At 59.0% G+C, this 24624-nt stretch carries 20 protein-coding genes and 1 pseudogene; 9 read left to right on the top strand and 12 right to left on the bottom strand.

The features are described 5' to 3' along the window. Nucleotides 1-48 precede the first annotated feature (48 nt). The 3 genes from ACGYLY_RS23200 to lpdA form a co-directional block, all read right to left on the bottom strand. Entirely contained in the window at nt 49-1530 is a 1482-nt protein-coding gene (locus ACGYLY_RS23200) for a dihydrolipoamide acetyltransferase family protein (protein WP_395285142.1), read from the bottom strand. A 75-nt stretch (nt 1531-1605) separates the two neighbouring features. Beyond that, nucleotides 1606-3798, bottom strand: coding sequence for a thiamine pyrophosphate-dependent enzyme (locus ACGYLY_RS23195; protein WP_395285141.1), 2193 nt, complete (start codon nt 3796-3798; stop codon nt 1606-1608). A 101-nt stretch (nt 3799-3899) separates the two neighbouring features. Then, nucleotides 3900-5318, bottom strand: a complete 1419-nt coding sequence (gene lpdA / locus ACGYLY_RS23190; protein ID WP_395285140.1) for a dihydrolipoyl dehydrogenase — start codon at nt 5316-5318, stop codon at nt 3900-3902. A gap of 470 nt (nt 5319-5788) precedes the next feature. Here lpdA and ACGYLY_RS23185 point away from each other — a divergent pair, with 470 nt between their 5' ends. Beyond that, nucleotides 5789-5950, top strand: coding sequence for a hypothetical protein (locus ACGYLY_RS23185; protein WP_395285139.1), 162 nt, complete (start codon nt 5789-5791; stop codon nt 5948-5950). Nucleotides 5951-6205: 255 nt separating this feature from the next. On the opposite strand, the gene glmS is transcribed toward ACGYLY_RS23185, so the two are convergent. Both glmS and ACGYLY_RS23175 read right to left on the bottom strand, forming a co-directional pair. Next, nucleotides 6206-8008 carry a glutamine--fructose-6-phosphate transaminase (isomerizing) gene (glmS, locus tag ACGYLY_RS23180; RefSeq protein WP_395285138.1) on the bottom strand — a complete coding sequence of 601 codons (1803 nt, stop codon included), beginning with the start codon at nt 8006-8008 and terminating at the stop codon, nt 6206-6208. A gap of 2 nt (nt 8009-8010) precedes the next feature. Further along, a complete protein-coding gene (locus tag ACGYLY_RS23175; protein ID WP_395285137.1) occupies nt 8011-9186 on the bottom strand; it encodes a sugar phosphate nucleotidyltransferase in 1176 nt (391 codons plus the stop codon). 513 nt (nt 9187-9699) lie between these two features. Between ACGYLY_RS23175 and ACGYLY_RS23170 the strand changes: the two genes are divergently transcribed. Next, nucleotides 9700-10086, top strand: a complete 387-nt coding sequence (locus ACGYLY_RS23170; protein ID WP_395285136.1) for a Rid family detoxifying hydrolase — start codon at nt 9700-9702, stop codon at nt 10084-10086. A 5-nt stretch (nt 10087-10091) separates the two neighbouring features. Further along, nucleotides 10092-11159, top strand: a pseudogene (locus tag ACGYLY_RS23165) (glucose 1-dehydrogenase). A 3-nt stretch (nt 11160-11162) separates the two neighbouring features. Here ACGYLY_RS23165 and ACGYLY_RS23160 read toward each other — a convergent pair. Further along, complete coding sequence (locus ACGYLY_RS23160; protein ID WP_395285135.1) at nt 11163-12383, bottom strand: aminotransferase class V-fold PLP-dependent enzyme; 1221 nt, start codon at nt 12381-12383, stop codon at nt 11163-11165. Between the two features lie 251 nt (nt 12384-12634). Here ACGYLY_RS23160 and ACGYLY_RS23155 point away from each other — a divergent pair, with 251 nt between their 5' ends. The 4 genes from ACGYLY_RS23155 to ACGYLY_RS23140 all read left to right on the top strand — a co-directional run bounded on the left by ACGYLY_RS23155 (nt 12635) and on the right by ACGYLY_RS23140 (nt 17239). After that, the gene (locus ACGYLY_RS23155) at nt 12635-13639 is read left to right on the top strand and encodes a hypothetical protein (RefSeq protein ID WP_395285134.1); all 1005 of its coding nucleotides are present in this window, start codon (nt 12635-12637) and stop codon (nt 13637-13639) included. A gap of 96 nt (nt 13640-13735) precedes the next feature. Next, nucleotides 13736-14362 (top strand): IS607 family transposase, encoded by a 627-nt coding sequence (locus tag ACGYLY_RS23150; protein ID WP_395285133.1) that lies wholly within the window; start codon nt 13736-13738, stop codon nt 14360-14362. 1245 nt (nt 14363-15607) lie between these two features. Continuing rightward, nucleotides 15608-16087 carry a zinc ribbon domain-containing protein gene (locus tag ACGYLY_RS23145; RefSeq protein WP_395285132.1) on the top strand — a complete coding sequence of 160 codons (480 nt, stop codon included), beginning with the start codon at nt 15608-15610 and terminating at the stop codon, nt 16085-16087. A 36-nt stretch (nt 16088-16123) separates the two neighbouring features. Next, nucleotides 16124-17239 (top strand): mandelate racemase/muconate lactonizing enzyme family protein, encoded by a 1116-nt coding sequence (locus tag ACGYLY_RS23140; RefSeq protein ID WP_395285131.1) that lies wholly within the window; start codon nt 16124-16126, stop codon nt 17237-17239. 1 nt (nt 17240) lies between these two features. On the opposite strand, the gene ACGYLY_RS23135 is transcribed toward ACGYLY_RS23140, so the two are convergent. The 5 genes from ACGYLY_RS23135 to ACGYLY_RS23115 form a co-directional block, all read right to left on the bottom strand. Next, nucleotides 17241-18380 (bottom strand): ABC transporter ATP-binding protein, encoded by a 1140-nt coding sequence (locus ACGYLY_RS23135; RefSeq protein ID WP_395285130.1) that lies wholly within the window; start codon nt 18378-18380, stop codon nt 17241-17243. Further along, nucleotides 18377-19489, bottom strand: coding sequence for an ABC transporter ATP-binding protein (locus tag ACGYLY_RS23130; RefSeq protein ID WP_395285129.1), 1113 nt, complete (start codon nt 19487-19489; stop codon nt 18377-18379). Before ACGYLY_RS23130 ends, ACGYLY_RS23135 begins: the two co-directional genes overlap by 4 nt. Before the next feature lie 145 nt (nt 19490-19634). Continuing rightward, nucleotides 19635-19883 (bottom strand): hypothetical protein, encoded by a 249-nt coding sequence (locus ACGYLY_RS23125; protein WP_395285128.1) that lies wholly within the window; start codon nt 19881-19883, stop codon nt 19635-19637. Further along, nucleotides 19880-20962, bottom strand: a complete 1083-nt coding sequence (locus tag ACGYLY_RS23120; RefSeq protein ID WP_395285127.1) for an ABC transporter permease — start codon at nt 20960-20962, stop codon at nt 19880-19882. Before ACGYLY_RS23120 ends, ACGYLY_RS23125 begins: the two co-directional genes overlap by 4 nt. Further along, a complete protein-coding gene (locus ACGYLY_RS23115) occupies nt 20949-22007 on the bottom strand; it encodes an ABC transporter permease (protein WP_395285126.1) in 1059 nt (352 codons plus the stop codon). Before ACGYLY_RS23115 ends, ACGYLY_RS23120 begins: the two co-directional genes overlap by 14 nt. A 64-nt stretch (nt 22008-22071) precedes the next feature. Between ACGYLY_RS23115 and ACGYLY_RS23110 the strand changes: the two genes are divergently transcribed. After that, the gene (locus ACGYLY_RS23110) at nt 22072-22251 is read left to right on the top strand and encodes a hypothetical protein (protein WP_395285125.1); all 180 of its coding nucleotides are present in this window, start codon (nt 22072-22074) and stop codon (nt 22249-22251) included. Between the two features lie 31 nt (nt 22252-22282). Beyond that, nucleotides 22283-22504 carry a hypothetical protein gene (locus tag ACGYLY_RS23105; RefSeq protein ID WP_395285124.1) on the top strand — a complete coding sequence of 74 codons (222 nt, stop codon included), beginning with the start codon at nt 22283-22285 and terminating at the stop codon, nt 22502-22504. 38 nt (nt 22505-22542) lie between these two features. Here the strand turns inward: ACGYLY_RS23105 and ACGYLY_RS23100 are convergent, their stop codons facing one another. After that, entirely contained in the window at nt 22543-24519 is a 1977-nt protein-coding gene (locus ACGYLY_RS23100; protein WP_395285123.1) for an ABC transporter substrate-binding protein, read from the bottom strand. Between the last annotated feature and the right edge of the window lie 105 nt (nt 24520-24624).

Raw genomic sequence — 24624 nt, 5'->3', positions numbered from 1 at the left:
CGTGTGCGAGACACACATAAATGGTGGCCGACGGGACGACGCCGTCCTTTAGAGGCGACCAAGGAGGAGGTCGGTGTCCTCGATGCCGTCGATGACGTACTCCATGAACTGGTTCGCCTTCGCCCCGTCCACGAGGCGGTGGTCGTAGGAGAGGCTGAGGTCTATCTGCGGTCGTACCTCGACCTCGCCGTCCTCGGTAGCGACCGGTTCCTCTCGAATCCGTCCGATACCCATAATCGCGACTTCGGGGTAGTTGATGATGGGCGTCCCGAACGTTCGATGTTCGCCGAAGCTGGCGAGGTTGGTTACGGTGAAGGTACCGTCCTGCATGTCGGCCGCGTCGATGGACCGTTCACGCGCCTGTTCGGTGAGGTCCGACAGTTCACGCGCCACCTCGACGATGGACTTGCTGTCGATGTCCTTGATGACGGGAACCATCAGTCCGCTCTCGGTGTGGGTCGCACACCCGACGTTGTAGTAGTACTTCTCCACGATTTCGTCCGTCGTGTCGTCGATGCTGGCGTTCACCATCGGGAACTCCTTCAGCGCCGGAACGACAGCCTTGAGCAGAATCGGCGTGTAGGTGATGTGAACGTCGTGTTCCGCGTCGAGACGCTCCTTGAGTTCGACGAGTTCGGTGGCGTCGGCCTGGAACCCGGAGGTCAACTGCGGGACGACGGCGGCCGAGCGGGACATGTTCTCGGCGATTCGAGCGCGAAGTCCCGAGAGGTCACGCCGTTCGGCGCGCTCCTCGTCCTCGTCGATTTCGACCGGTTCGATTTCGGTCGTCGGATGCTCGATGGCGTAGGTCGCCTCGTCACCCGTTTCGGCCGTCTCTCCCGTCGTTCCACCGGATACTCGCGCGTCAATGTCGTCGCGGACGACGCGTCCGTTCGGTCCCGACCCGTCGATGTCCGATAGGTCGACGCCCTGCTCGCGGGCGTAGGCTCGGGTCCGCGGTGCCGCGAACACCCGGTCTTCCGACGTCGTGGGAGACTGTGACTCCTCGCCCTCCGCTTCGCTCTCGGCTTCCTCCTCGACTTGGCTTTCCTCCGCCTCATCGGATTCGGATTCCTCTGTGGCCGTCTCTTCCGCTGGTTCCGTTTCCTCCTCCGCCGCTTCTTCCGCTACCGATTCCTCTTCGGATTCCTCCGTCGGTTCCGTCTCCTCCTCGGCGTCCGCTTGAGCTTCCTCGGAACCTTCCTCCTCGGCTTTCGTCTCCTGTTCGGTGTCGGCTTCTTCCGCTGCCTCCTCGGCCGCCTCGGCTTCATCACCGCCGCTCGGCGGTGAGTCCGTCTCGATGACGGCGACGACTTCGCCGACCTGCACGACGTCGCCCGGTTCGACCCGTCGCTCCTCGATGGTTCCGGGACACGGTGACGGGACGTCCGTGACCGCCTTGTCCGTCTCCACCTCGCAGAGGACGTCGTGTTCCTCGATGTCGTCTCCTTCTTCGACGTGCCACTCCACAAGTTCCGCCTCGGTCAACCCCTCTCCGGGGTCGGGGAGTTCAAACTCGTAGGCGGTCACGCCGACCACCTCCTTCGGGTGATGGTGTGGTCCTCGAACGGTTCCGCTGGGAATCGCCGTCGGCCTGTCGCGTGTTCAGTACTCATAGCTCATCACCGCCTCGATGGCGAACTTCGCCCGCTCCGCGTCCGTGAGATAGTCGTCCTCGATGTCGTTGTCCGGGAAGTGGACGTCGTATCCCGTCGCCCGCTTGACTGGAGCTTTTAATCGGTCCAACGCGTACTCGTTGACCAGCGCCGAGAGTTCCGCGCCGAGGCCGAGCGTGCGCCGCGCCTCGTGGACGACGACGCACCGGCCGGTCTTCTTCACGGACTCCAAAATCGTCTCCACGTCGAGCGGCGAGAGCGTGACGAGGTCGATGATTTCGACGTCCGCATCGACTTCCTCCGCGGCGCTCTCGGCGTGGCGGACCATCGCCCCCCACGTGAGCACCGTCACGTCCTCGCCCTCGCGGACGGTTCGCGCCTCGTCCAACGGGAGCGTGTACTCCTCGGTCGGCACCGGTTCGTCGAAGCCTCGATAGATGCGTTTCGGCTCCATGAACACGACCGGATCGTCACACCGAATGCTCGACGCCAACAACCCTTTGGCCTGATACGGCGTGCTCGGGCAGAGGACGCGGACGCCCGGGGTGTGAATCTGGAACGTTTCGGTCGACTCCTGATGGTATTCGAGCGCCTTGATACCGCCGCCGTACGGCATCCGAATCGTCATCGGCAGTTCGATGTCGCCGCCGGTGCGCTCGTACATCTTGGCGACGGCGTACATGAACTGGCCGAAGGCGGGGTACGAAAAGCCCATGAACTGGATTTCGGGGACCGGTCGGTCGTCCCGCATCGCCATTCCCACCGCGGTGCCGACGATGCCGTTTTCGGACAGCGGCGTGTCTATCACGCGGTTCGACCCGAACTCGTCGAGGAGTCCCTCGGTGGCACGGAAGACGCCGCCAATGGGGCCGATGTCGTACCCGAGGATTCGTATCGCGTCGTCCCGGCTCATCTCCTGACGGAGCGTCCGGTTCACGGCCGTCACGATGTTCCAGTCTTCTGTCTCCACGTCATCCTCGTCGGGGTCGAGCGGCGCGATTTCGACGCCGAGGTCGGGACCGTGTCCGTCCCATTGCTCCGTATCGAACTCCTCCCCGGTGAAATCGGTGAACGGATTCTTCCCCTCTTGTTCGCGCTGGAACTCGGTTCGTTGGTGGGCTTCTCGCCACGAGGTGCCGTGGAGGTGATGGTCGAACATCCGCATCGGGTCGGTGTCGGGAACGCTCCGGGCCGTCTCGACGGCGTCGTCCACCGCCCCGTCCACCTCGTTTCGTATCTCCTCTCGCCGGTCGTCGTCGAGGAGATTCCGGTTACCGAGGTAGGTCGAAAACCGGTCGATGGGGTCGCGGCCCTCCCATTCGTCTTTCAGTTCGGCCTCGTCGCGGTAGAGGTCCGCGTTGTCCGAGGTGTTGTGGTTCCCCATCCGGTAGGTGACGCATTCGACAAGCGTCGGCCCGCCGCCTTCACGGGCGCGTTTGACCGCTTCGCTCGCTGCGTCGTAGACGGCGAGAACGTCGTTGCCGTCGACGCGTTCGTGCGGAACGCCGTACGCTTCGGCCTTCTGGGCGAACGTCTCGGCGGCGGTCTGGCGCTGTGACGGTTCAGAAATCGCCCACTGGTTGTTCTGCACGACGATGACCGCCGGGGCGTCGAAGACACCTGCGAAGTTCATCCCGTCGTGGAACGACCCCTCGCTCGTGGACCCGTCCCCGATGAAGACCATCGAGACTGTGTCCCGGTCGCGGAACCGGTCGGTCATCGCCGACCCCGCCGCGTTCGTCACGTTCACCGCGACGGGCGTGTAGTCCGGCGAGAAGTTCACCGGGGAGTCCCAGTCGTCGATGCCCTCGGCGATGGTTTCGGGTTCCTGTCCGGTCGTCCCGAGGATTACCTTCTCCATCGGCACGTCCCAGTGGAGGAGCGCCGCGTTCTGGCGGTAGGTGTAGAACAGCCAATCGTCCTCCTTCAGCGCCGCGGCGGCACCGAGCGGGGTTGCCTCCTCGCCGAGTTCGCGGGCGACGAGGCTCGCCTCCCCGCTTCGCTGCATGTCCAACATCGTGTCCTCCAGTCGCCGCGTCGCGACCATGGTCCGGTAAAAGTCGACGAGTTCGTCGTCTTCGAAGCTCGGCACGTCCGCCCCGTCGAGGAGGTGTCCCTCGTCGTCGAGGAGTCGGTGAAAGTCGCGCGGCGGGTCGCGTTCAGACCACTTCTCTTCAGACATGGTCGGACACCGTGGATACCGGAATCACCGGTGGTTTCGTGTCGGCGCGGTGCGATTCGTTCGTGGGTGAAGTCGAAGTCTGGTTCATGGGTTGTAGGGTCTCATCGGTCGTTTCGGGTGTGAATGGCGTGGTCGCGTGCGTTGGCCGCGGCTTCCTTCGCGGCCTCCGAGAGGGTCGGATGGGTGTGAATCGTCGCGGCGACGTCGTCGACGGTCGCGCCGAGTTCGAGTGCGAGTCCGAACTCGGCGACCAGTTCCGACGCCTCCGGAGCCACGAGTTGCGCGCCGAGGAGATATCCCTCGTCGGCGTCGGCCACGACGCGGACGAATCCCTCGTCGTCGTTCAGGGTAAGCGCGCGGCCGCTCGCTCGGAGCGGCATCTCGCCGGTTATCACGTCGTAACCGTCCTCGGTGGCCTCGTCCTCGGTCATCCCGACCGTCGCGATTTCGGGGTCGGTGAACACGACCGCCGGGACGGCTTGATAGTCGAGGGCTGCCGGTTCTCCCGCGATGACTTCGGCCACGACTTCGCCCTCTCGCATCCCCTTGTGTGCGAGCATCGGTTCGCCCGCCACGTCGCCGATGGCGAAGACGTTCTCGTGTTCGGTGCGGCCCTGTCCATCGGTTTCGATGAAGCCGTCATTGGTCGGTTCGAGGCCGACCGCGTCGAGGTTCACCGTATCGGTGACTGGTTCGCGGCCGATGGCGACGAGGACGTTTTCGGCGTCGTACTCTGCTTCTTCCCCCTCTTCGTCCTCCGTAACGAGGGTGATGCCACCGTCGCGGTCGCGCCAGTCCGCCGCCCGCTCGCCGAAGTGGAAATCGACGCCGAGGTCCGTCGCGCGCTCGCGAACGAGTTCGCTCGCCGCCGCTCCGTAGCCGGGGAGGATCTCGTCCAACATCTCCACGACGGTCACGTCGGTTCCGGCCTTGGCGTAGGCAGTTGCGAGTTCCATGCCGATGTAGCCGGCGCCCACGATGACCAGCGATTCGGGCGCTTCTTCGAGCGCGAGCGCCCCTCGCGAGTCGAGAATCGAGTCCTCCTCGAACGGGAAGTCGGGAAGTTCGATGGCACGACTACCCGTCGCGATGACGGCGTGGTCGAACGACAGTTCGTGTTCGCCGTCGTCGGTGTGGACCGTGACGGTCGTTTCGTCGGCGAACTCGGCGCGGCCCTCGACGAGCGTCGCGCCCGCCTGCTTGCAGAGTTGCTCGACGCCGCCCGTGAGTCGGTCCACGACGTCGTCCTTCCAATCGACGGTTTCGGAGAGGTCGATTTCGGGGTCGGCGTGGATGCCGCGGTCCTCGCCCGACGCCGCCTCGTGGGCGGCGTCGGTCGCCGAGATGAGCGCCTTCGATGGGATACACCCGAAGTTGAGGCAAGTTCCGCCGTACGCCTCCTTCTCTACGAGCGTGACGTCGAGGCCGAGTTGCCCGGCGCGAATCGCCGCGACGTAGCCACCCGGTCCCGCGCCGACGATGACGACTTCCGTTTCGTCCGGAACGTTCGTATCAGACATGAGTGTTCGAAATCAGCTGGGTCGGTTATCGTGCGATACGGTGCTGCTCGATCGATTGCCCGACACCCTGCTCGAACGGTGTCGCGCTCGACGGCACGATGATGGTGATCCGGTGAGGACCAATCGCAACTTCGCAGGAGGTATCGCGCGATGGGTTCTCACATCCCGAGTTCGGGAGAGGGGTTCGTCCGACAGCATCGAACCGAATAGGTACGCAACCTCCAGCACATAATTTCTGCTGGCTAGTTGCGTCTCCTTCATTGAGAGGCTAAGGCTCCTTTCTCAACGACCGACCGAAGGGAACGAGTAAGAGGGGAAACGGCGCCGCACAGTTCTCGGATACACTCGACACGTGGCCCACAGTCCCCTCCAAAGGTCACACCCCCGATGTCAAGTGTATTTTCAGCAGGAGAACCCGGATTGCTAGCGGCCTCGATGCCGTGATGGCAGAGGTTAGCCTAAGGGATGGAATGCCGCTGCACGACCGGAACGAGCAGGTACTCCAACTCAGCACCGATTTGGTCGACATCCGTATCCTTACCTACTGGATCTTGACCAGAATCGGATCGAGTGCCTGCTCGCCGAGCGATTACATGAACTCGGCAGTGACGTGGAGTTTGAACGCGAACTAACCGGGTTCGGCCAGCGCGGCAAAAGGGTCATCGCCACCGTTGTCCAAGCTTTCGTCTAAGACGAGCGGACCAAGACAATCACTGCGAAGAGGCTCGTCGAAAGCGAAGGTAGGGGACTCGCGTTTGGAAGTCGCTCGTTCTGGCACTTGAAGGCGTCACTCAGGAACAAGAGTTTCATATGTGAATCACAGGTGCAAAACCTCACTCTGCAGGCCGAGGAGGGTGTCAAAGAAGATTAGGGTCGTTTCGCGGCCGCTACTCTACAGTAACGCTCTTGGCGAGGTTACGCGGCTTGTCGATGGCTCGACCCTTCTCCTTCGCCACGTGATAAGCAAACAGCTGCAGATATATGTTCGCGATAACGGGTTCCATCAGACCGATCGAGGGAACTTCGAATACCGTATTGAACACGGAATTCGGATCCGTCTCGGACGTGACTCCAATGACAGGAGCACCCCGAGATTCGACTTCTTTGACGTTGTTAAGCGTCTCGGCGGCGTTCGTCTCGTCGGTGAGGATTGCGATGACCGGGGTCTTCTCAGTCACGAGCGCGAGCGGGCCGTGTTTGAGTTCACCGCCCGCAAATCCCTCAGCGTGTTCATAAGAAATTTCTTTGAGTTTCAACGCGCCTTCGAGCGCGACTGGGTGACCAAAATGACGTCCAATGAAAAAGAACGAATCACTGTCTGCAAAGGCCTCTGCCTCACTCTGTACTGTCTCTTCTGCGTCAAGGACCTGCTGAATCGCGCTCGGCATGGCTGATAGCTCTTTCAGAACAGTTGTTCGTTCGCTCGAGGAGAGCGCTTCCCGTTGTTCTCCCAGATACACCGTGACCAGTGTCAATGTCGCTACCTGCGAAACGAATGTCTTTGAGGCCGCGACACCGATTTCTGGTCCGGCGCGAATGTACACAGTGTCATCCACTTCGCGGGTGATAGTCGAACCAACTGTGTTCGTCACTGCGAGCGTCCGAGCACCTGCACCAGCGGCCTTGCGAAGGGCACGGAGCGTATCGGCGGTTTCGCCGCTTTGTGTGACCGCGACGACAAGCGTTCGCCATGGGTCGCGGTTAGCTTTGAATTCGTATTCGCTGGCGATATGAACCGAGACACGAACGTCCGCAACCTCCTCCAGTAACTTGGCAGCGTACATTCCCGCATAGTACGATGTTCCACAAGCGACAATCTGAATCTCGTCGAGGGAGTGACAGTACTCCTTTGAAAGAGAGAGATCGAGATCGACCGTTCCGGAGAGTTCGTCGATACGGCCCGAAAGGGCCTGCCGTACTGCCCGTGGTTGTTCATGAATCTCCTTCCGCATGTAATGGTCGTAACCGCCTTTTTCCGCCGCTTCGGCATCCCAATCGACGGTTTGGCAGTCACGATCGATGACTTGTCCTCCATTTACGATGGTCACGCCATCCTCGGTAAGATGTGCAATATCGCCATCTTCGAGGAACGTCACTGTGCGCGTATACTCTACGAAGGCGGTCACGTCGCTCCCAAGGAACGTTGCATCCTCGGCGTGGCCGATGACAAGGGGACTGTCTTGTCGTGCGGCAACGATACCGTCGTAACCGACGGCGGTGACCGCAATAGCGAAACTTCCAGAAAGCATTGAGACAACACGTTCGACTGCCTCGCGGAGATCAACGTCGTCCAGAAGGGCATCTTCGATGAGGTGTGCAATGACCTCGGTGTCCGTCTCGCTCGTGAATGTGTGGTTGGGGAGAAGGTCAGCCTTGAATTCTTCGTAGTTGTCGATAATTCCGTTGTGAACAACAGCTACTTGGTCTGAACACCCTGTGTGAGGATGCGCATTACGCTCCGTTGGTGCCCCATGGGTACTCCACCGCGTGTGACCAATGCCACAATTGGCGTTCGACGTGGACGGAACGGTCAGATTGTCTATTTCACCACTCCGTTTGTGTACTCGTAACGAGTCATCGAGCAGGGCAATACCCGTCGAATCATAGCCCCGATATTCGAGATTTTTCAAACACTGTGCAACGATGGTCGAGCAATTGTCATTTCCAATGTAACCTGTGATTCCACACATAATTATCCTCTCCGTATTATTGAACCGTCTTGAGTTCGATCCCGAAGTACTGTACCACTCTCTGCCGTCACTCCTTCTCCAAGAATCGTCCCCGACATCACCGTGACGTTAGCACCAATTTTACCGTTGTCTCCGATGAGGCCACCAAATGTCACATCACTGTGAACTGTCTGCCCAAGAGTAACGTCCGCTTTTCCACCTTCAACCGTAGTGTTCGGCCCAATAGTAGCATTCGCGCCAACAATACAGTCTCGAACGATCGCTCCCGCCTCGATGGTCGCGTCAGGGAAAATGACAGCGTTCTCGACGACGGCATTTATTCCAACCGTCGCGCTTTCCCCGAGCGATGTTCCTCGAAGGATGGCAGCACCCGAAGACACCGTCACATCATCCCCTATCGTCACGTCGTCGTGAATAACAGCTGTGGGAGCAACATATGCTGACTCGGTAGAGCCGGAATTGTCGGTGGTTTTCTGCTTGTCTGCAATGTAACCGTTGAGCCAGAGCAAATCCCAGGGGTGTGAGACATCGCCCCAAAGGCCGTCGTAGGGAACCGCACGGAGTGAGTGAGATTCTGCGTAGTTGCATAGCGTCCGCGTCAGAGCTATCTCTCCGTGACTCTCGGTTTGGCGAATTGCTGCGAAAATGTCCGGTCCGAACACGTAAACGCCGGCATTGATTTGTTCTGACTTCGTCGTCCCTGGCGTTGGCTTTTCGATAATATCAGTGATGTACTGACCGTCGAATTCAATCACGCCGAACCTACTGGGCGTCTCAACCCGTGTCGTTGCTACTCCCGCCGACCCCGATTCTCGATGGTCATCGATGAGATTCTCGATGATTTCTCGTTCGATGTATCGGTCACCGTTCATCGCAATGAAGTCCGATCCAATGTACGGTTCAGCCTGCCGGAGGGCATGGCCAGTTCCTAATTGCTTTTCTTGTACCGCATAGGTGATCTCGACACCCCATTGTTGACCATCACCGAAGTATGTCTGAATTCGCTCACGGTGGTAGCCGACAACGAGTACAATTTCAGTCACTCCCGCCGCAGATACCGACTTGATGACTGACTCTAAGAGTGGCTGGTTGCCAACAGGGAGCATAGTCTTCGGACGGCGATTTGTAAGGGGTCGGAGCCGCGATCCTTCACCAGCAGCGAGAATGACCGCTTTCATCACCATAAATACACCAATCCTACGGTATATCTCTTTCTATTCATGGGCAAACAAGTTGAATCCGTAATAGGAGGGCAAATTTGCTATTATTTATTCTAAAAATGATGTCGAAAATTATCAGGCAGTGGTTCAGGAAGAACAGCGATTATGAGAATGAAAAGCGCAAAAACCGCAATTTATCTCAGAGAGGATGTCCAGCAATTCATACTCTGTGGTGTACTTTTTCAATACGTGGTTTTCAGTGCTATATAACCACGCGTATGTTTTGAATGCACTTGTTGATTGACGGAAAAATAATATAGCTTAATGGAGTTTATACACCAGAGGACTATCAATTAAACTGTGAAGCTTAAGCCAAAGAGGGAGATATATTATTTAGGAAGTTTTATAATTCGGCAACTTGGAGACTAATTTGATGCTAATTAACACCGCCTGTGCAGAAGTATTCGCAATGAGAAATGACGCGAGAATTGGCAGAGAATCGACAACAATAAAATCAGGAACCTACTAACTATGGAGGAGATAAACACTGACGCCGCACCGCCAAGCATTGGCCCGTTCTCACAAGCGATTCGTGACGGCAACCGGATCTACGTCTCTGGGCAGGGACCGGTCGACCCAGAGTCCGGCGACATCGTCGGTGATACTATCAAAGAGCAAACGACGCGAACACTTGAGAACATTGGAGCGGTTCTCTCAGCGGCGGGGCGATCTCTAGACGACGTAGTGAAAGCAACTGTGTTCGTCCAGGACATGGAGGACTACGAGGAGATAAACGAAGTGTATGCAGACAACTTCACTTCGCCGTATCCTGCTCGAAGCGCGGTTCAGGTCGAAGATCTACCCATCGATATCGGCGTTGAAATCGAAGTAGTGGCGAGCGCCTACGAGGAGAAGTAAAGAGTATGAGAGCGGTTGCAGTACGCCGCAGCGAATCGGGCCCGCAATTAATTGAAGTTCCGAAGCCGGAACCGGACAATGGAGAAGTTCTCGTATGAACACTCCGTGTCGGGATCGACGGAACGGATCACGAAGTTATCGAGGGAAATCACGGCGGCTTTCCGAAAGGCGAGAACTATCAAATTCTCGGGCACGAAGCAGTTGGGGTCGTGGAGGACCCGAACGGAACTCGATTCGAAGAAGGAGATTTCGTTGTTCCGACCGTCCGTAGACCACCTGGAGAGTGGAACAAATACTTTGAACGCGGCGAACCAGACGTGGCTCCCGACGGAGCATTCGTCGAACGCGGTATCGTTGGTGCACATGGTTATATGGCAGAGTATTTCACTAGTTCTGAGGAATTCCTTGTTTCCATAGCTGACGAGTTCGCGGAGACTGGGTTTCTGATAGAACCCGTCAGTAACTCAGAAAAAGCCATCGAGTATGCATTCGCTAGTCGTTCACCGTTCGAGTGGACCCCCGAATCAGCACTTGTGCTCGGCAATGGTCCACTCGGGCTCCTTACGCTGGCGATGCTTGTAAACCACGACACGTTTAAGCGGACCTACTGTCTTGGCCGCCGTGACCGCCCCGACCCCACAGTAGATATCATCGAGAAATTGGGCGCAAAGTATGTCGATTCGCGCGAAACATCCGTTTCCGGAATTTCCGACGCTCATGAGCCAATGGATTTCGTTTACGAATCGACGGGCTATGCTCCCCACGCCTTCGAAACGGTCTCCTCGCTCGCACCGAATGGCGTCGCTGCACTGCTCGGCATCCCCAGCGATCACGGGTTCGAAATCAACGGCGGTGAACTCCATCGAGAAATGGTTCTCCAGAACAAGGCACTGCTAGGCAGTGTCAATTCTAACATTCGGCACTTCGAGGCGGCAAAGGAGTCACTCGCAGCGTTCCCCGACTGGTTCACTGATATGCTGATTACGGGAGTATATGGTCCCAAGAACGCCGAAAAGGCGTTCGAAACCGGTGACCACGTGATAAAAAGTGTTGTCGAGTTTGACACACGTTAACATTTAGCTCGATTTCTTCTCGACTTGCGCGATGATTCGTTCGACTACGTATTCGGTTTCTTCGTCTGTGAGACACATCGGATTCACCGTGAATTCACCTACCGAGAGTGCATCTGCACCGACAAACACACGTGGTTTTTCGCGTCTGAGACCGCCGACCACATCCGTTGCAGTTACTTCAGCGACATCGGAATCGACCGAAACGACGACTTCTGGAGCAACAGCGGTCTTGTCGTCGGACGTAAGCGATGTTTCAAGACTGGGAACCTCATCAAGTCTATCGGAGATTCGCCGCGAACGATCGAGCCACCCCTCGATTTTAGCGTCGTGGTCTTCCTCCACGAAGAGTTGGAGGGCACGAATCAGGCCGACAATTTCCTCCTTGCCGACTTTCATTGAGCGTCCAATTCCTTGACGCGGGACACCGCCAAGTCGCTTTGAGTTTACGAGTGTCGGGGCTGGTTCCCATACCTGCTCCGCTGCGTGCATGTCGAGGTGTTGGGCGGCGACCGATTCAATGAGGTCCGCTCTTCCAGCAAGGATACCAGTGGTTTGGGGACCGCGAATCGCCTTGCCACCGCTGAACGCGACGAGATCGGCACCAGTCTCAATGAACGCAGTGAGGTTGCTCACGGGCGGGAGTTCGGCGGCAGCATCTACAATGACTGGAACACCGTGATCGTGTGCAATCTCGCAGACGACTTCCAGCGGTGGTTCGGTATAGGTCTTCTCCATGTAGGCCACTGCGGCCGTCTCCTCGTTGATAGCGTCGGCGATTTCCCAAGGTTCGATGTTGCGGGACCCGGTTCCGAGGTGGCAGTCGTTGGTTCCCACGTCTACGATTTGCGCGCCGACGCTCCGAAGCGCGTGGTCATAACCCGATCGGTGCGTTCGGGGCATGATGATTTCGTTCGGTACGTCCGCAGTGTTGGGCAATCGCGCCATTGCGCCGATATCATCGCCCACGATGCAGGCAGCCGCCCCGAGCGCTAGGGCACTCGACGCACCTGCGGTGACGTATCCCGCGTCTGCACCCGTCGCCTCGGCGATCAATTCACTAGATTTGGCCTGCAAATCAGAGAGACGAACGAACGCCTCAGATGCGCGGGCCATGGCCTCCACGGCTTCAGAACGAATTCGACTGCCGCCGATTCGTGTTTTCGTTCCCGTCGCGTTAACGACGTGCGGGATGCTCAACTCCTCGTAGATGGTTTCTTCTGGCATACGAATCTCTCCGATGGCGCAGAATAAATTAGTTTCGTCGTTCGTATCTCATATTAATAGATACTGGAACCCTACCATTAGAATAGTGCTTCCACGTCTATTGAGTGATGAGGAAGTACTGGAAAATCGGGATAATACAACAAGCATGAAATGGAGAACCGATCCTTGATAGCTCATTCGCTGCTTCGTTTCTATCCTCTATATCGATATGTTCATGGTCACTGACTGTGCATCAATGCAACACCACGATCATGTCCGACATTGAATGCGGAGCGAGCTACTTCGGCGTACAGGACCCCGAACATGCAGCGGATGACCTCGAACGACTGCGTGAGGAAGGATTGACTGCCATCCTCCACACTTTTAGCGAGCGCGACCAAGCTTTCTACAGCGAGACGATGAGTGATATCGTCGCCGCGAGCCACGACCAGTCACTGTCGGTCTATGTCAACCCGTGGGCCGTTGGCGGCGTCTTCGGTGGCGAGGAATTCTCCCGATTCGTCGCACATAATCCGGACAGTCGACAGGTTCTCTCTACTGGAGAGCGTGTACCCGCTGCTTGCTTCAACGATCCGGAATTCCGCGAATTCATGCGCGAGTGGACCCGCGATGCCGCTGGACTCGGCGCGGACGTACTTTTTTGGGACGAACCACACTGGCACAACGTTCACTGGTACGGCGATGATCATCCCCGTGATGTGTGGTGTTGTCGCTGCGAACACTGCCGGGAGGGCTACCGCGAGGAGTACAGCGAACCGATGCCCGCGACGGAGACCGAAACTGTCTCGTCGTTCCGGGAAGAATCGATGCTTGACTTCCTTGATGAGCTAATGGCACTGACCCACAATGAGGGCGCGGATAACGCCGTCTGCCTCATGCCGACAGGGTCGGCGGACCACGGGCCGCGAAATTGGGCGCGACTCGCCGAAAACGACCACATCGACGTGCTCGCCACGGACCCGTACTGGGACGCCTTCGCCGAGGACGCCGACCCGGCCGAGTACGTCTCACGGTTCGGACGTGAAGTAGTCGGGCTCGCGGACGAAAACGACCTGCGGAGCCAGTTGTGGATTCAGGGTTTCGGATTGAGCGGTGATTCGGCGACGGAAGAGGTTCGAACGGCGACGCGAACCGCGCTCGAACTCGGTGCCGACAGCGTGTTCATGTGGGGGTACGACGGCTGCCGAACCATCTCGGAAATTGCCTGCGAGGACCCGATGGACGTCTGGAACGCGTATTTGGATGAAGTGAGCTGACTGACGAACGCGGGAACCGGTTTCGCCGCCGTACGGGGTTGTGTAACTGTTACAATTTTCGGCAGTGTTAAGTATCAAACGGTATAATATGGTAGTATGCCTCGGTCGTACTCCGTTGGAGAGTTTGCTGATGAGTTAGGAGTACACCGTCAAACCGTCAAGAACTGGTGTAGCGAGGGGGAAATCGACTACACTCGAACACCCGGTGGCCACCGACGAATCCCTCACCGAGAACTCCTCAGACTCTCGGGAGATTCACAAGCAACCGATAAAGTCGCCCTCTATGCTCGTGTTTCGGGGCACGCTCAAGGACAAGATAGCGACCTCAACCGCCAAATCGAGTCACTCACCAAATACGCACACGACCACGGATGGAGCATCGAAAACAAGTACTCTGACGTTGGAAGTGGCCTTAACGAAAAACGTAGAGGACTCAACAAACTCTTGGATGATGCTGAAAACGCTGATTACGGGCGCGTTCTTGTTACATATCAAGACCGACTCACACGATTTGGGTTCTCGTACCTCGAACGTCTCCTCGACCAGTATGGTGTTGAAATCACCGTCATCAACAAGGAAACAGACAAAACTGCACACGAGGAACTGGTTGATGACTTCCTCCAACTGGCTGCCAGTTTTGCAGGCAAATTGTATGGGATGCGTTCCTCGAAGCGAAAGCGCATAGTCGAAACGGTGGAAGCAGAAGTGGAAACCGATGAGTAGCCACCTTTCACTCCCCATCCGCTTACCCATCGAGAGGCGAAATCCACACGCTCGATTAGACGCGCTCACAAAGAACGTTGCAAATACGCTTATCGAGTGGTACTGGACGCCTGAACACCTCACCGGAATTGACGACCACTCGTACCAAGCGTGGAAATATTTTGACGAGAACGAAGCGTTCGCTGACGGTGACCTGTACCTTCCGAGTCGGTACAAGCGGTGCGTGATGCAGAAAGCCGGGGAGACGCTTCGCAGTCACGCAGACAAACGCACCGCATTCCACACTCTTCAGCCAGTTCTCCCTGACCACAAGATTCGGCGCATCCACACCCGACGAATCAAAGAACGACTCTGGAACTCAGGAGAATACATCAAATCAGGGTACGTTGACATGCTCATCAACCAGCTCAACTCGTACTACGACCGGCATGGTCGGTTCCCTGAGTCGTATTTCGATATGCAAGAGTGCCCCACGTACTCAAAGGGAGTCCTGCCGTACTCCGCTGACGACGGCCCCACATCGGGACAGGCTGTGAAATACGAGTACGACAAAGACACACAAACACTCACAGTCAAACTCAAAACACCCGACACAATCGAACCCGAAACAAGAGGGGATTGGACATGGACAGAACACGAATTTGAGGGATACAAAGCGTTTCACGACCTTCTCGAACACGGCAGTCTCTCCGCCCCCTCGTTCCAACCCACTCAGACGAAAACCGGGGGCAACTACTACGAACTTTTGTTTCCGATTGAAGTCGAACACACCGAAAAATCGGATGGCGTAGAGTCGGTCTTAGCGATTGACGGCGGTATCAGGAAAGACGCTACGGCGGTTGTCGTGAACGAAGACGGCGAACAACTCTCCACGCCATATTTCATTCAGAACACGGAGCGAGAGCGAATGCAGAATCTCGCTCGGGAACGCAATCAACTCAACTCGAAACTCGCGTGTCTGCGTCGGCAGGAGCGTGACCACACAGATTCGTTCAGGCACGTTCAAGCAGAGTACGAGCGTGTGAACAATAAGATTCGACACAAGAGGGAACAAATCGTTCACGACGTGGCCAACCAAATTCTCGCCCTCGCACTTCTGTATGACGTGGATGCGATTGTTCACGAAGATCTACGGAGTCTCTCCCCGCCTCGCGGTGAAGGCAGTTATCGTGGGAGTTGTCGTCGTGGGTACGTCGAGAAATCATCTCGAAAATCGAGTATCGGGCACACATCGCCGGATTGCACATGGAGCGAGTGCGTCCGGGCAACACGTCTCGGTCGTGCCCTCGGTGCGGTTCGACGGGCCATACCACGAAGTCTCCTGACCACTCCCACGAGGTGTGGTGGGGAGGCCACTTCAGGTGCGACAACGTTCGGTGTGGCTTCCAAGCCGACCGTGACTACGTTGGCGCAGTGAACGTGACTCGCGTGTTCTTCAGTGAGACGGCTTCGCTGGACCACGGTTTCACGTCCTCCTATACGGGGGACTCTGAAATCGTGCCAGCAAGCCGTTCCGCTGGCATGCGTCTCGCGTTCGGTGAAGCGCCTCTTGCGTACATCGGACAGTCGAAGGATGTGACTGCTGGTGGCGGGTCGTGCTTCATAGCGCCCGCTGTCACCCCGACAGAGACGAAAAACAACAGTAGCAACTGTTGTGCGTCAAGCCCAGCGATGCTTGGAACGACTCGTTTTACACGGGTTACTACCAATTGTTACCGAAAATAGGAACGGTTATTTGTATGTGGGCTTCGAGAATGAGATATGCCGATCACGAACGTGTCAGCCATCCCCGTAGAGATGGGTGTCAAGCCGCTCGAAGACGAACTCGGCCTCGCGCCATACGTGAGCAACCACGACCAAGTGGAATCGGTCACGCGGATGCTCGTGAAGGTCGAAACGGACGAGGGGATAACCGGATGGGGGGAGATGCTCGTCGGGATGAAATCCGCGACGGTGACGAAGGCGGTCGTGGACGACGTCATCGCCCCGGAACTCGTCGGCCGCAAGGTGGGCGACATCCGCGATTTCGTGGAGTCGTTTTACTTCCCGTACGTGAAGGTGCGACCCTTCCTCGGGGCCGTCGAAACCGCGCTGTGGGACGCCTTCGGGAAGAAGGTCGGCGTCCCGGTTCACAAACTCCTCGGCGGGAAAACCCGCGAGACGGTGGACATCGCCACCTGTCTCGGTATTCTCTCGCCGGAGGAGTCGCGGACGTATGCCCGACGCGCGGTCGAGTACGGCTTTTCGACCCTGAAGACGAAGGCCGGACCGGACTGGCGTGAGGACGTCGAACGGATCCGCGCGATGCACGACGAAGTAGATGGGGAACTGGAGTTCCGACTCGACCCCAATCAGGGCTGGGCGTTCGAGGACGCGGTCCGGGTCGCCACCCGACTCGAAGAGGAGGGCATCCTCCTCCAGTACCTCGAACAACCGGTTCGAATCGACACCTACGGGACGTACGCGTCACTTCGCAACCGAGTTCGGACGCCCGTGGCGGTCAACGAGGACACGTACTTTCCGCGCAACCTCCGCTTTCTGTTGCAGGCCGACGCCATCGACGTGGCCGTCGTGGACCTCGTACCCGCCGGCGGCATCCTCGCCGTGCGCGAACAGGTCGCCATGGCGGCCAACGCGGGCGTCTCGGTTTCCCATCACTGCGGCTTCGACCTCGGCGTCAAGACGGCGGCGATGCTCCACACGGTTGCGAGCACGCCCGGCATCAACCTCCCGCCGGACAGCACTTACTACGGGTGGGACGACTACATCATCGAGGAACCGTTCGAAGTCGAGGACGGCGCGCTCCCGGTTCCGGACGGGCCGGGACTCGGGGTGAGGGTGAACGAAGAAAAAGTCGAACGGTATCGGTGCGACTGAGTCAGTCGCCGTCCGCCGTCTCTTGTGGTGCCGCGGGATTTCCAGTCGGGTCGTCGTCTTCGAGCGGGTCGCTCTCCCAGTAGACGTGGTCCTCCTCGTTGCGGAAACAGGCGGTTCGTCGCCCGTCGCCATCGTGGTCGGTGAGTTCGGGACACGACTGCGTACAAGCGGCGCGGGCTTCGGGACAGCGCGTGTGGAACCGACATCCGGACGGCGGGTCCACCGGGTCGGGAATGTCGAGGGAGCGAATCGGCGGATCCGAAACGCCCTCCGACCGATTTCTGAGGTCGGAGGTGGCCCAGAGGAGCACCTTCGTGTACGGATGCTGCGGGTCGTGGATTATCTGTTCGGGCGTGCCGATCTCCACGAGTTCGCCGAGGTACATGATCCCGATGCGGCCGTTCGCCCGCTGAGTGAGGTGCTTCGCGTTGGCGAGGTCGTGTGAGATGTACAGGTAGGAGGTGTTGAACTGGTCCTGTAATTCGAGCATGAGATCCATCATCTCGGCGCGAAGCGAAACGTCCAGCGCGCTGATCGCCTCGTCCGCCAGGATCAGGTCGGGATTCATCAGCAAGGCTCGGATGAGCGCCACGCGCTGTTGTTCCCCGCCGGAGAGTTGGTGGGGATACCGCTCGGCGTAATCCTCCGCGGGAGCCATTCCCACGTATTCGAGCAGGCCGTAAATGCGGGCGCGGCGGTCCGCCTCGCTCATCTCCGGTTGCCAGCGTTTCAGCGGATCAGCGAGGCTCGACTCGACGGTGTAGTTCGAGTTCAGCGAACTGCCGGGGTCCTGGTGAATCATCTGTAGCGAGCGACGTATCTCGTCCGCCGAATACTCGCCAGATGACTTCTTCCGCCCGAACAGGCCGCCGGACTTCTTCGTCTCCCACACGTCCTGTCCGCGGTACAGCACCGTCCCCTCCGTCGGGCGCTGGACGCCGATCGCCGTCTTGCCGAGCGTGGTCTTTCCACACCCGGATTCGCCGACGAGCGCGACGATGTCGTTCTCGTAGACGTCGAGGCTCACGTCGTCCACGGCGTGGACGGTTTCCGACCCGGCGAGGCCGAACAGCTGCTCCTTCTCGAAGTGGACGCTCACGTTCCGCAGCGAGAGGAGCGGGTCGCCGCGACGGGTACTCATCGGCGCTCACCTCCGCTGGCGTCGGCAGCGTCCGGCGCTTCAGCCGACTCCGGTGGTTCGTCGAGCAACAACGGAACGGTTTCGCGGGCTTCCTCGGGGTAGAAACAGGCCACCTCGTGACCCTCGTCCACGTCGCGGAGGTGCGGATTTTCCGTTTCACACGTTCCGTCGGCCAGCGGACATCGCGGGTTGAACGAACAGCCAGTCGGAAGCGAGACGGGGTCGGGACTCGACCCTTCGATTCCCTGAATATCCATCGCCCGGTCGGAGATGTTCGGGACGGCGTTGAGCAGGGCGCGGGTATAGGGGTGGGCCGCATCGTCGAGGAGTTCGTCGGTCGGGCCGAGTTCCACGAGGTCGAAGGCGTACATCACGGCGAGGCGGTCGGCGAGGTCCGCGACGAGCGGCAGGTCGTGGGTGACGAAAACCATCGTCAGGTCGTACTTCTCCTGTAAGTCCTCCAGCATGCTGATGATGGAGCGCTGCATGAGCAAGTCCAGCGCGGCGGTCGGTTCGTCCATCACGACGACCCTCGGGTTGAGGACGAGGCCGAGGGCGATGAGCGCCCGCTGTTTCATCCCGCCCGACAGTTCGTGGGGATGGGAACCTAACACCTGCTCGGTCGGCAGGTAGAGGTCCGCGAGGAGTTCGCGTGCGAACTCCATTCCCTCCGCGACGTCCGCGTCGTGTGCGCGAAGCGTCTCTTCGAAGTGGCTTCCGATGGTCATCGTCGGGTTGAACGCGCTCTGGGCACCTTGGATGACGAACGAAATCTCGTTCCAGCGGAGTTTCGTGAGTTCCTCGCGGGAAAGCGAGAGAACGTCAACCGGTTCGCCGCCGTCCGGCGGATGGTAGATGACTTCCCCGTCAACCTGTCCCGGCGAGACGATGGCGTCCAGCATCGCCGAGGCCAACATCGACTTGCCGGACCCGCTCTCGCCGACGACGCCGAGCACCTCGCCAGCGCGGACGTCGATGCTGACGTCCCGAAGGACGCGGGAATCCCCGCGATCCATGCTGAACGAGACGCTGGCGTCTCTGACTTCGAGTATAACGTCCTCCTCGGTCGGCGTGTCGGTGTCGGTCGTGGACCGGAACTCGGTCGCCATCGATGTCACCTCCGGCCGCCGGTTTCGTGGAACCGGTCGGCGGGTCGTGTCCCGTCGGTGCGTGGTGCTCTGTTTTCGGGTGGTGCTCCGTCGGCGTGTATGGTATCTGGTGTTGACATGGATTCGAGTGGTGAGTGTCGTGTCATCAGTTGTACCCTATCAAGCTGAGTCCGAGACGGCCGAGAATGGCGTAGATGAACGCGCTCGTGCCCCAGATGGCGAACATTCCGGCGAGAACGGCGTGCGTCAGTGAGGGGAGGAGATAGCTGGAGAGGAGGACGGCCAACAACCAGCAGACGACGCCCAGCGCGACGACGAACGCGAGGAACGACCGTCTGACGGCGAGGAGGAGGGACACCGCCCGTCCGTTCTCGTCCGTGACCGAGGTGCTCATTCGTCACCTCCGGCGGTTTCGTGGCGTGCGCGAAGGCGGACGTTGAACACCCGGTCGAGACCCTGTGCGAGCAGGATGAATCCCAGCGAGATGAGGATGATGAGCGCCATCGGCACCAACAGCCAGTGTATCTGGTCGGGGTTCGTCAAGTTCGCTTGGTTGTAGGCGTCGTTCATCATCAACCCCCAGTTCAGGTTCGACCGGGGGAGGATACCGAGGAAGTACAACGCGACGGACTCGAAGATGATCTTCCGTGCGCTGGTCGCGAAGTTGACCGAGATGTACGGCATCAAGTTCGAGACCACGTCCTTGCGGAGGATGTGGAACTCCGACAGCCCCATGATGCGCGAGGCTTCGGTGAACGCCTCCTCGCGGATGCTCAACACCTGCGAGCGAACCGTCCGCGCCAACTTCGGCCAGTTGTCGATGCCGAGGATGAGGCCGACGACGAGGGGACTTTCCGGTTGGTAAATGCTCGCCAGCACGATGACCAGCGCGATGCCGGGAATGGTGAGAACGACGTCCGTGACCGTCATCAAGGCGGAGTCGGTGCGCCCGCCGCGGTAGCCCGCGACGGTTCCGATGAGGGTTCCGAGACAGACCGACAGCAGCGCCCCGGCGAGGATCATCTCCAGCATCGCGGGCGTCGCGTGGACGACCTGCTTCAGAATCGACTTCCCCATCACGTTGGTTCCGAGCGGATACGCCCAGTCTCGGAACGGCGAGAGGAATATCGGCCCCTCCATGACGGTTGCCTTCTCGACGAGGACGATGCCGAACGGGGCCGCGGCGATGATGCCCATGAGGACGAAACCGAGGAGGATGAGCGACCCGACGAGCGCCCGCCAGTCGCCCAACAGGACCGCGATGGGCGCATAGACGCGACGGTCGAACGACCGTCGGGCTTTCTCGCGTGTCGTCAGTTCGGGGACGTTCGACGTTTGCGTGAAGATGCTCTCGTCCACGGGAGGGGAACCTGACCGGTTGCTCGTTCCGCCGTCGGTTCGTGCGGGTTCGTCGGCGGACCGGGGAGAGCCGTCGGTACGCGGCGTTTCGGCGTTTCCCTCAGTAGGCTTCACGTTCGCTCCCTCCTTTGACGCGGGGGTCGATGACGCCGTACGTCAGGTCGGCGACGAGGATACCCAACAGCGTGACGCTGGTGAAGAAGATGAACGACCCCATGATGAGCGGGTAATCGCGGTTCAACAGCGCGTTGTACGTCACGAGGCCCATCGCGGGGTAGTTGAAGATGGTTTCGAGAATGATGCTGCTCCCGAAGATGCCCGCGACGCCCATCATGATGCTCGTATAGACGGGCAACAGCGCGTTGCGGCCGACGTAGCGGATGGCGATTCGACCCTGGCTGATACCGCGGAGTCGGGCGACCCGGATGTAGCCTTCGCCCATCTCTCGGATGCAGTTCCCTCGAAACGCCAGTGCGCCCCCGAACCCGGCGATGAACGAGGAGAACACGGGGAGGATGGCGTGTTTGACGACGCCGACGATGAACGGGAGGTTCAGTCCGGCCGTCGTGTTCGGGTCCATCCGTCCGCCGCTCGGCAACCAACCGAGGGAGAACGAGAAGAGGATGAGCGAGAGGATGGCGACGATGTAGTACGGGACGGTCGTGTTGGCGATGGAGAAAATCGTCATCCCGGTGTCGAACGTGCTTCCCTCGTTGTACGCCATGACCGCACCGAGCAGCAGACTGACCGTGGTCCCGAGCGCGAGGCCGTAGATGCTGATGAACAGCGACCATGGCATCGCCTCGAACAGGATGTCGAAGACGGGTCGGTTCTTGAAAATCGACCGTCCGAAGTCCTGATAGAGGATGATGTTCCGGAGGTAGTCGTAGTACGCGACGTACCACGGTTTGGACGGGTCGATACCGGTGTACGTCCGCACCATCGCGTTGATGCGTTCCATCTGCTGTGGCGACGGACTGCTCCCTTGCTCTATCATCTGTTGCATCAGATGGTTTCGCACCATCTCGACGGGTCCGAACGGTAACATCCGGTACAGGGCGAACGTCACCGTCAGTGCCAGCAGGAACACCAGCACGGACTGGCCTATCCGCTTCCAATAATACATCGTGCTACTGTGCTTGTGTTTCTCCCATTGCAATAAAGGTATGGGAGAGAATCTCTGTAATAGAGGGTTTCATTACGTCTGTGGCCCATCGACGAATATGGCGATTCTCACGCGATTCCGCGAGTTGCTCGGGAACGACTCGGACGACACGGAGACGTACGGGTGTATCAGATGCGGCGCGACGTTCGACCGGGAGTACTACGAGTGCCCCGACTGCGGGGCCGCACACGCCGTCGCCCGCACGAACGACGAGGAAGGGACGGGGCGAAACGTTTAATTCCCGACGTACGAGTGGCCTGAACGAACGGATGTCCCACGCACCCACCGTCTTCGATTACGTCTGCTCGAACGCCGATAAGTTCGCCATGCTGCTGGCGTTCGAGTGTCTGGCCTGTCTCCTCTCGATACTGCTCTTCTTCTGGTCGAAACCGGGAACGGCGACTCACGTCGTGTCCGTCCTCAACGTCCTCGGTGCGGGCGCGCTCGGCGTCGGAACGGCGGCGCTCCTCGCGAAGTGCCATCGGACCTGAGGACCGAAAAACCGCGAGTGAGATGACAGCGGTGGGCGTCACTTGGTCTTCGCGCTGATGTGCCCTTTCATCAGGAACTCGATAGCGTTCGTGAAGTGCTCGCTTTTCGCCTTCTCGGTCTGGGCACCGTCGCCGTTCCCCGTCGGGAAGTCGAACTTGTTCTGGTTGCCCCAGTACACCCTCGTCTCGTCGTAAAAGCCGATGTGCGGGACCTGCCAGTTGGTGTACCACATGAGTTTCCTCGTGAGGTCCTTAACCTCCTTCGTGGACTGGGTTTGGGACATGATGTTGCCCCACTTGACGGGATAGAGGGTCCGTTTCGACCCGCCGTCGCCCATCTGCCCGACCTTCTTCGGGAACTTCGGGCGGATGGGTTGGTTCAGCTTCTTGCTCCGTGATTGGGAGAGGTCGGGCGTTCGACGGTCGACTTTGCAGTCGCCGCTCGGGTCCGTTACGTTCACGACTTCGTCGAACTTGCCAAGGCCGGCCACGCTGACGGTGGAATACGCGCTCGCCGGGTGTGACGTCTTCGAGAACCAGTTGACCATGTCGAAGTCGTGGGTGTCGGTCCAGCGCTTCCAGAAACCGCTGCTCGACGGGATGATGAGTTCGTTGCCGAAGCCGAACTCCTTGAGCTTGGGACTCAGGTACTTCCCGATGGTCTCGTAGATGGTCCACGGCGGTGTCAGATAGGTGAGGCCCTCGACACGACTGCCGTCCGGCCCGGCCCAGACGTCGCCGACCTTCGTGTAACCCGCGTCCTCGAGGACCCGTTTCGCCTTCTCGGGTTTCGACGTGCGACCGTAGTCGATGAGCTTGTTCTGGAATCCCTTGCTCGTCCACTGGTTCCCGGTACTCACGGACATCCCGGTTACGGTGTCGCGAGGTTTGTAGTTCAGCCCCTGCGTGCTCCTGATGACTTTCACGAGTTGGTCGTGGTCCATGAGGTACGCGATGGCCCGACGGACGGGACGGCGAGAGAGGTGTTCGTTGTTCCAGTTCATGGCCAACTTCACGATGCTGGACGTGCCGAACTGGTTGAACACGCCGACGTTACCGTTGGATTTGGCCTGGTTTACCGTCTTGTCCCCCATGTCGAGTTGGCCGGCGTTGAGCGCCTGAATGGCCTTCTGCTTCTCCGAGATGAGATGCCAGTTGAACGTCTTCAGGTTCGTCCAATCGGCGCGCGGGTGGTCCTCGTACTTCTCGTGGACGGCGTTGGTCGGCGAGAGCTGTTTGGGCTTCCACATCCCACAGCCGAGACCCTTCTCGGTGAGGTCGTTTAGCGTGATGGTCGTCGAAGTCAGTTCCTTCGTCACCTTCTCCACGGCGCTCTGACCGCCCGCGTCCTCGTACTTGTCGAGCCACGATTTGAAGTAATCGTGCTTGGCGGGAACGGTGTAGTACGCGGATGCCGTCTTCTGCAACGACGGATTGGCCGGCCCCGCGAGGTGGTGTTTGAGCGTGTGTTTATCGACCACCTCCCAGCTATCGTCCGTCTCGTCCGGACCGTAGCTCTCCTTGTAGTCGGTGATGACCGCGGCGGTGCGGAAGTCCTGAGCGGTGACGGGCGTCCCGTCCCACCACGTGTACTCGTCGTTGAGTTTTATTTCGACCTCACAGCCGCTTCCTTTGATGTTGATTTCGTCCGCGAGGTAGTACATCGGTTCCCCCTTGGCGTTGGGCCAGACCAACGACTCCCACCACATGTTGTCCATCCAGAACTCCGTGTTCTTCGTGTCGGTGAAGGGGTTGATGTTGGCCTTGCTGGGTTGCCAACTGACCGGTGCGCGCATGTGCAGTTCGGTCGTGACGGGCGTCCCGTTCTTTCCGTTGGAACCGCTCGAATCGTTCCCGGGGGTACCCGACATCGTCACATCCGGGTCGTTTGGGTTGCTGCCGCCGCAACCGGCCAGTCCGGCCATCGTCGCGCTGCCGCCGAGCGCGAGCCATCGTCGCCGCGTTAGCGGAGTTCTCTGTGGCTCATCGCTAGCACCGTGGTTGCTGTTATCCATACTCACTTCGATTTAAAATGAACACGGAAAAATGTTTGGGTTAGTGACTGATTTCCGTGAGGACACGAACCGCGCTCGGGATACGAACCGTTTTGTGGTCCGGGG

Origin of the sequence: Haladaptatus sp. CMAA 1909 (assembly GCF_043952005.1) — an archaeon.
Taxonomy (GTDB): Archaea; Halobacteriota; Halobacteria; order Halobacteriales; family Haladaptataceae; genus Haladaptatus.
The sequence above is the reverse complement of the archived record's forward strand: the minus strand, read 5'-3'. Positions and strand labels throughout refer to the sequence as shown.

Coding starts and splice junctions, on each gene's coding strand:
- ACGYLY_RS23195 (WP_395285141.1), bottom strand. CDS start 3,798: ATGTCTGAAGAGAAGTGGTCTGAACGCGACCCGCCGCGCGACTTTCAC.
- lpdA (WP_395285140.1), bottom strand. CDS start 5,318: ATGTCTGATACGAACGTTCCGGACGAAACGGAAGTCGTCATCGTCGGC.
- ACGYLY_RS23185 (WP_395285139.1), top strand. CDS start 5,789: ATGCCGCTGCACGACCGGAACGAGCAGGTACTCCAACTCAGCACCGAT.
- glmS (WP_395285138.1), bottom strand. CDS start 8,008: ATGTGTGGAATCACAGGTTACATTGGAAATGACAATTGCTCGACCATC.
- ACGYLY_RS23175 (WP_395285137.1), bottom strand. CDS start 9,186: ATGAAAGCGGTCATTCTCGCTGCTGGTGAAGGATCGCGGCTCCGACCC.
- ACGYLY_RS23170 (WP_395285136.1), top strand. CDS start 9,700: ATGGAGGAGATAAACACTGACGCCGCACCGCCAAGCATTGGCCCGTTC.
- ACGYLY_RS23160 (WP_395285135.1), bottom strand. CDS start 12,383: ATGCCAGAAGAAACCATCTACGAGGAGTTGAGCATCCCGCACGTCGTT.
- ACGYLY_RS23155 (WP_395285134.1), top strand. CDS start 12,635: ATGTCCGACATTGAATGCGGAGCGAGCTACTTCGGCGTACAGGACCCC.
- ACGYLY_RS23150 (WP_395285133.1), top strand. CDS start 13,736: ATGCCTCGGTCGTACTCCGTTGGAGAGTTTGCTGATGAGTTAGGAGTA.
- ACGYLY_RS23145 (WP_395285132.1), top strand. CDS start 15,608: ATGGAGCGAGTGCGTCCGGGCAACACGTCTCGGTCGTGCCCTCGGTGC.
- ACGYLY_RS23140 (WP_395285131.1), top strand. CDS start 16,124: ATGCCGATCACGAACGTGTCAGCCATCCCCGTAGAGATGGGTGTCAAG.
- ACGYLY_RS23135 (WP_395285130.1), bottom strand. CDS start 18,380: ATGAGTACCCGTCGCGGCGACCCGCTCCTCTCGCTGCGGAACGTGAGC.
- ACGYLY_RS23130 (WP_395285129.1), bottom strand. CDS start 19,489: ATGGCGACCGAGTTCCGGTCCACGACCGACACCGACACGCCGACCGAG.
- ACGYLY_RS23125 (WP_395285128.1), bottom strand. CDS start 19,883: ATGAGCACCTCGGTCACGGACGAGAACGGACGGGCGGTGTCCCTCCTC.
- ACGYLY_RS23110 (WP_395285125.1), top strand. CDS start 22,072: ATGGCGATTCTCACGCGATTCCGCGAGTTGCTCGGGAACGACTCGGAC.
- ACGYLY_RS23105 (WP_395285124.1), top strand. CDS start 22,283: ATGTCCCACGCACCCACCGTCTTCGATTACGTCTGCTCGAACGCCGAT.
- ACGYLY_RS23100 (WP_395285123.1), bottom strand. CDS start 24,519: ATGGATAACAGCAACCACGGTGCTAGCGATGAGCCACAGAGAACTCCG.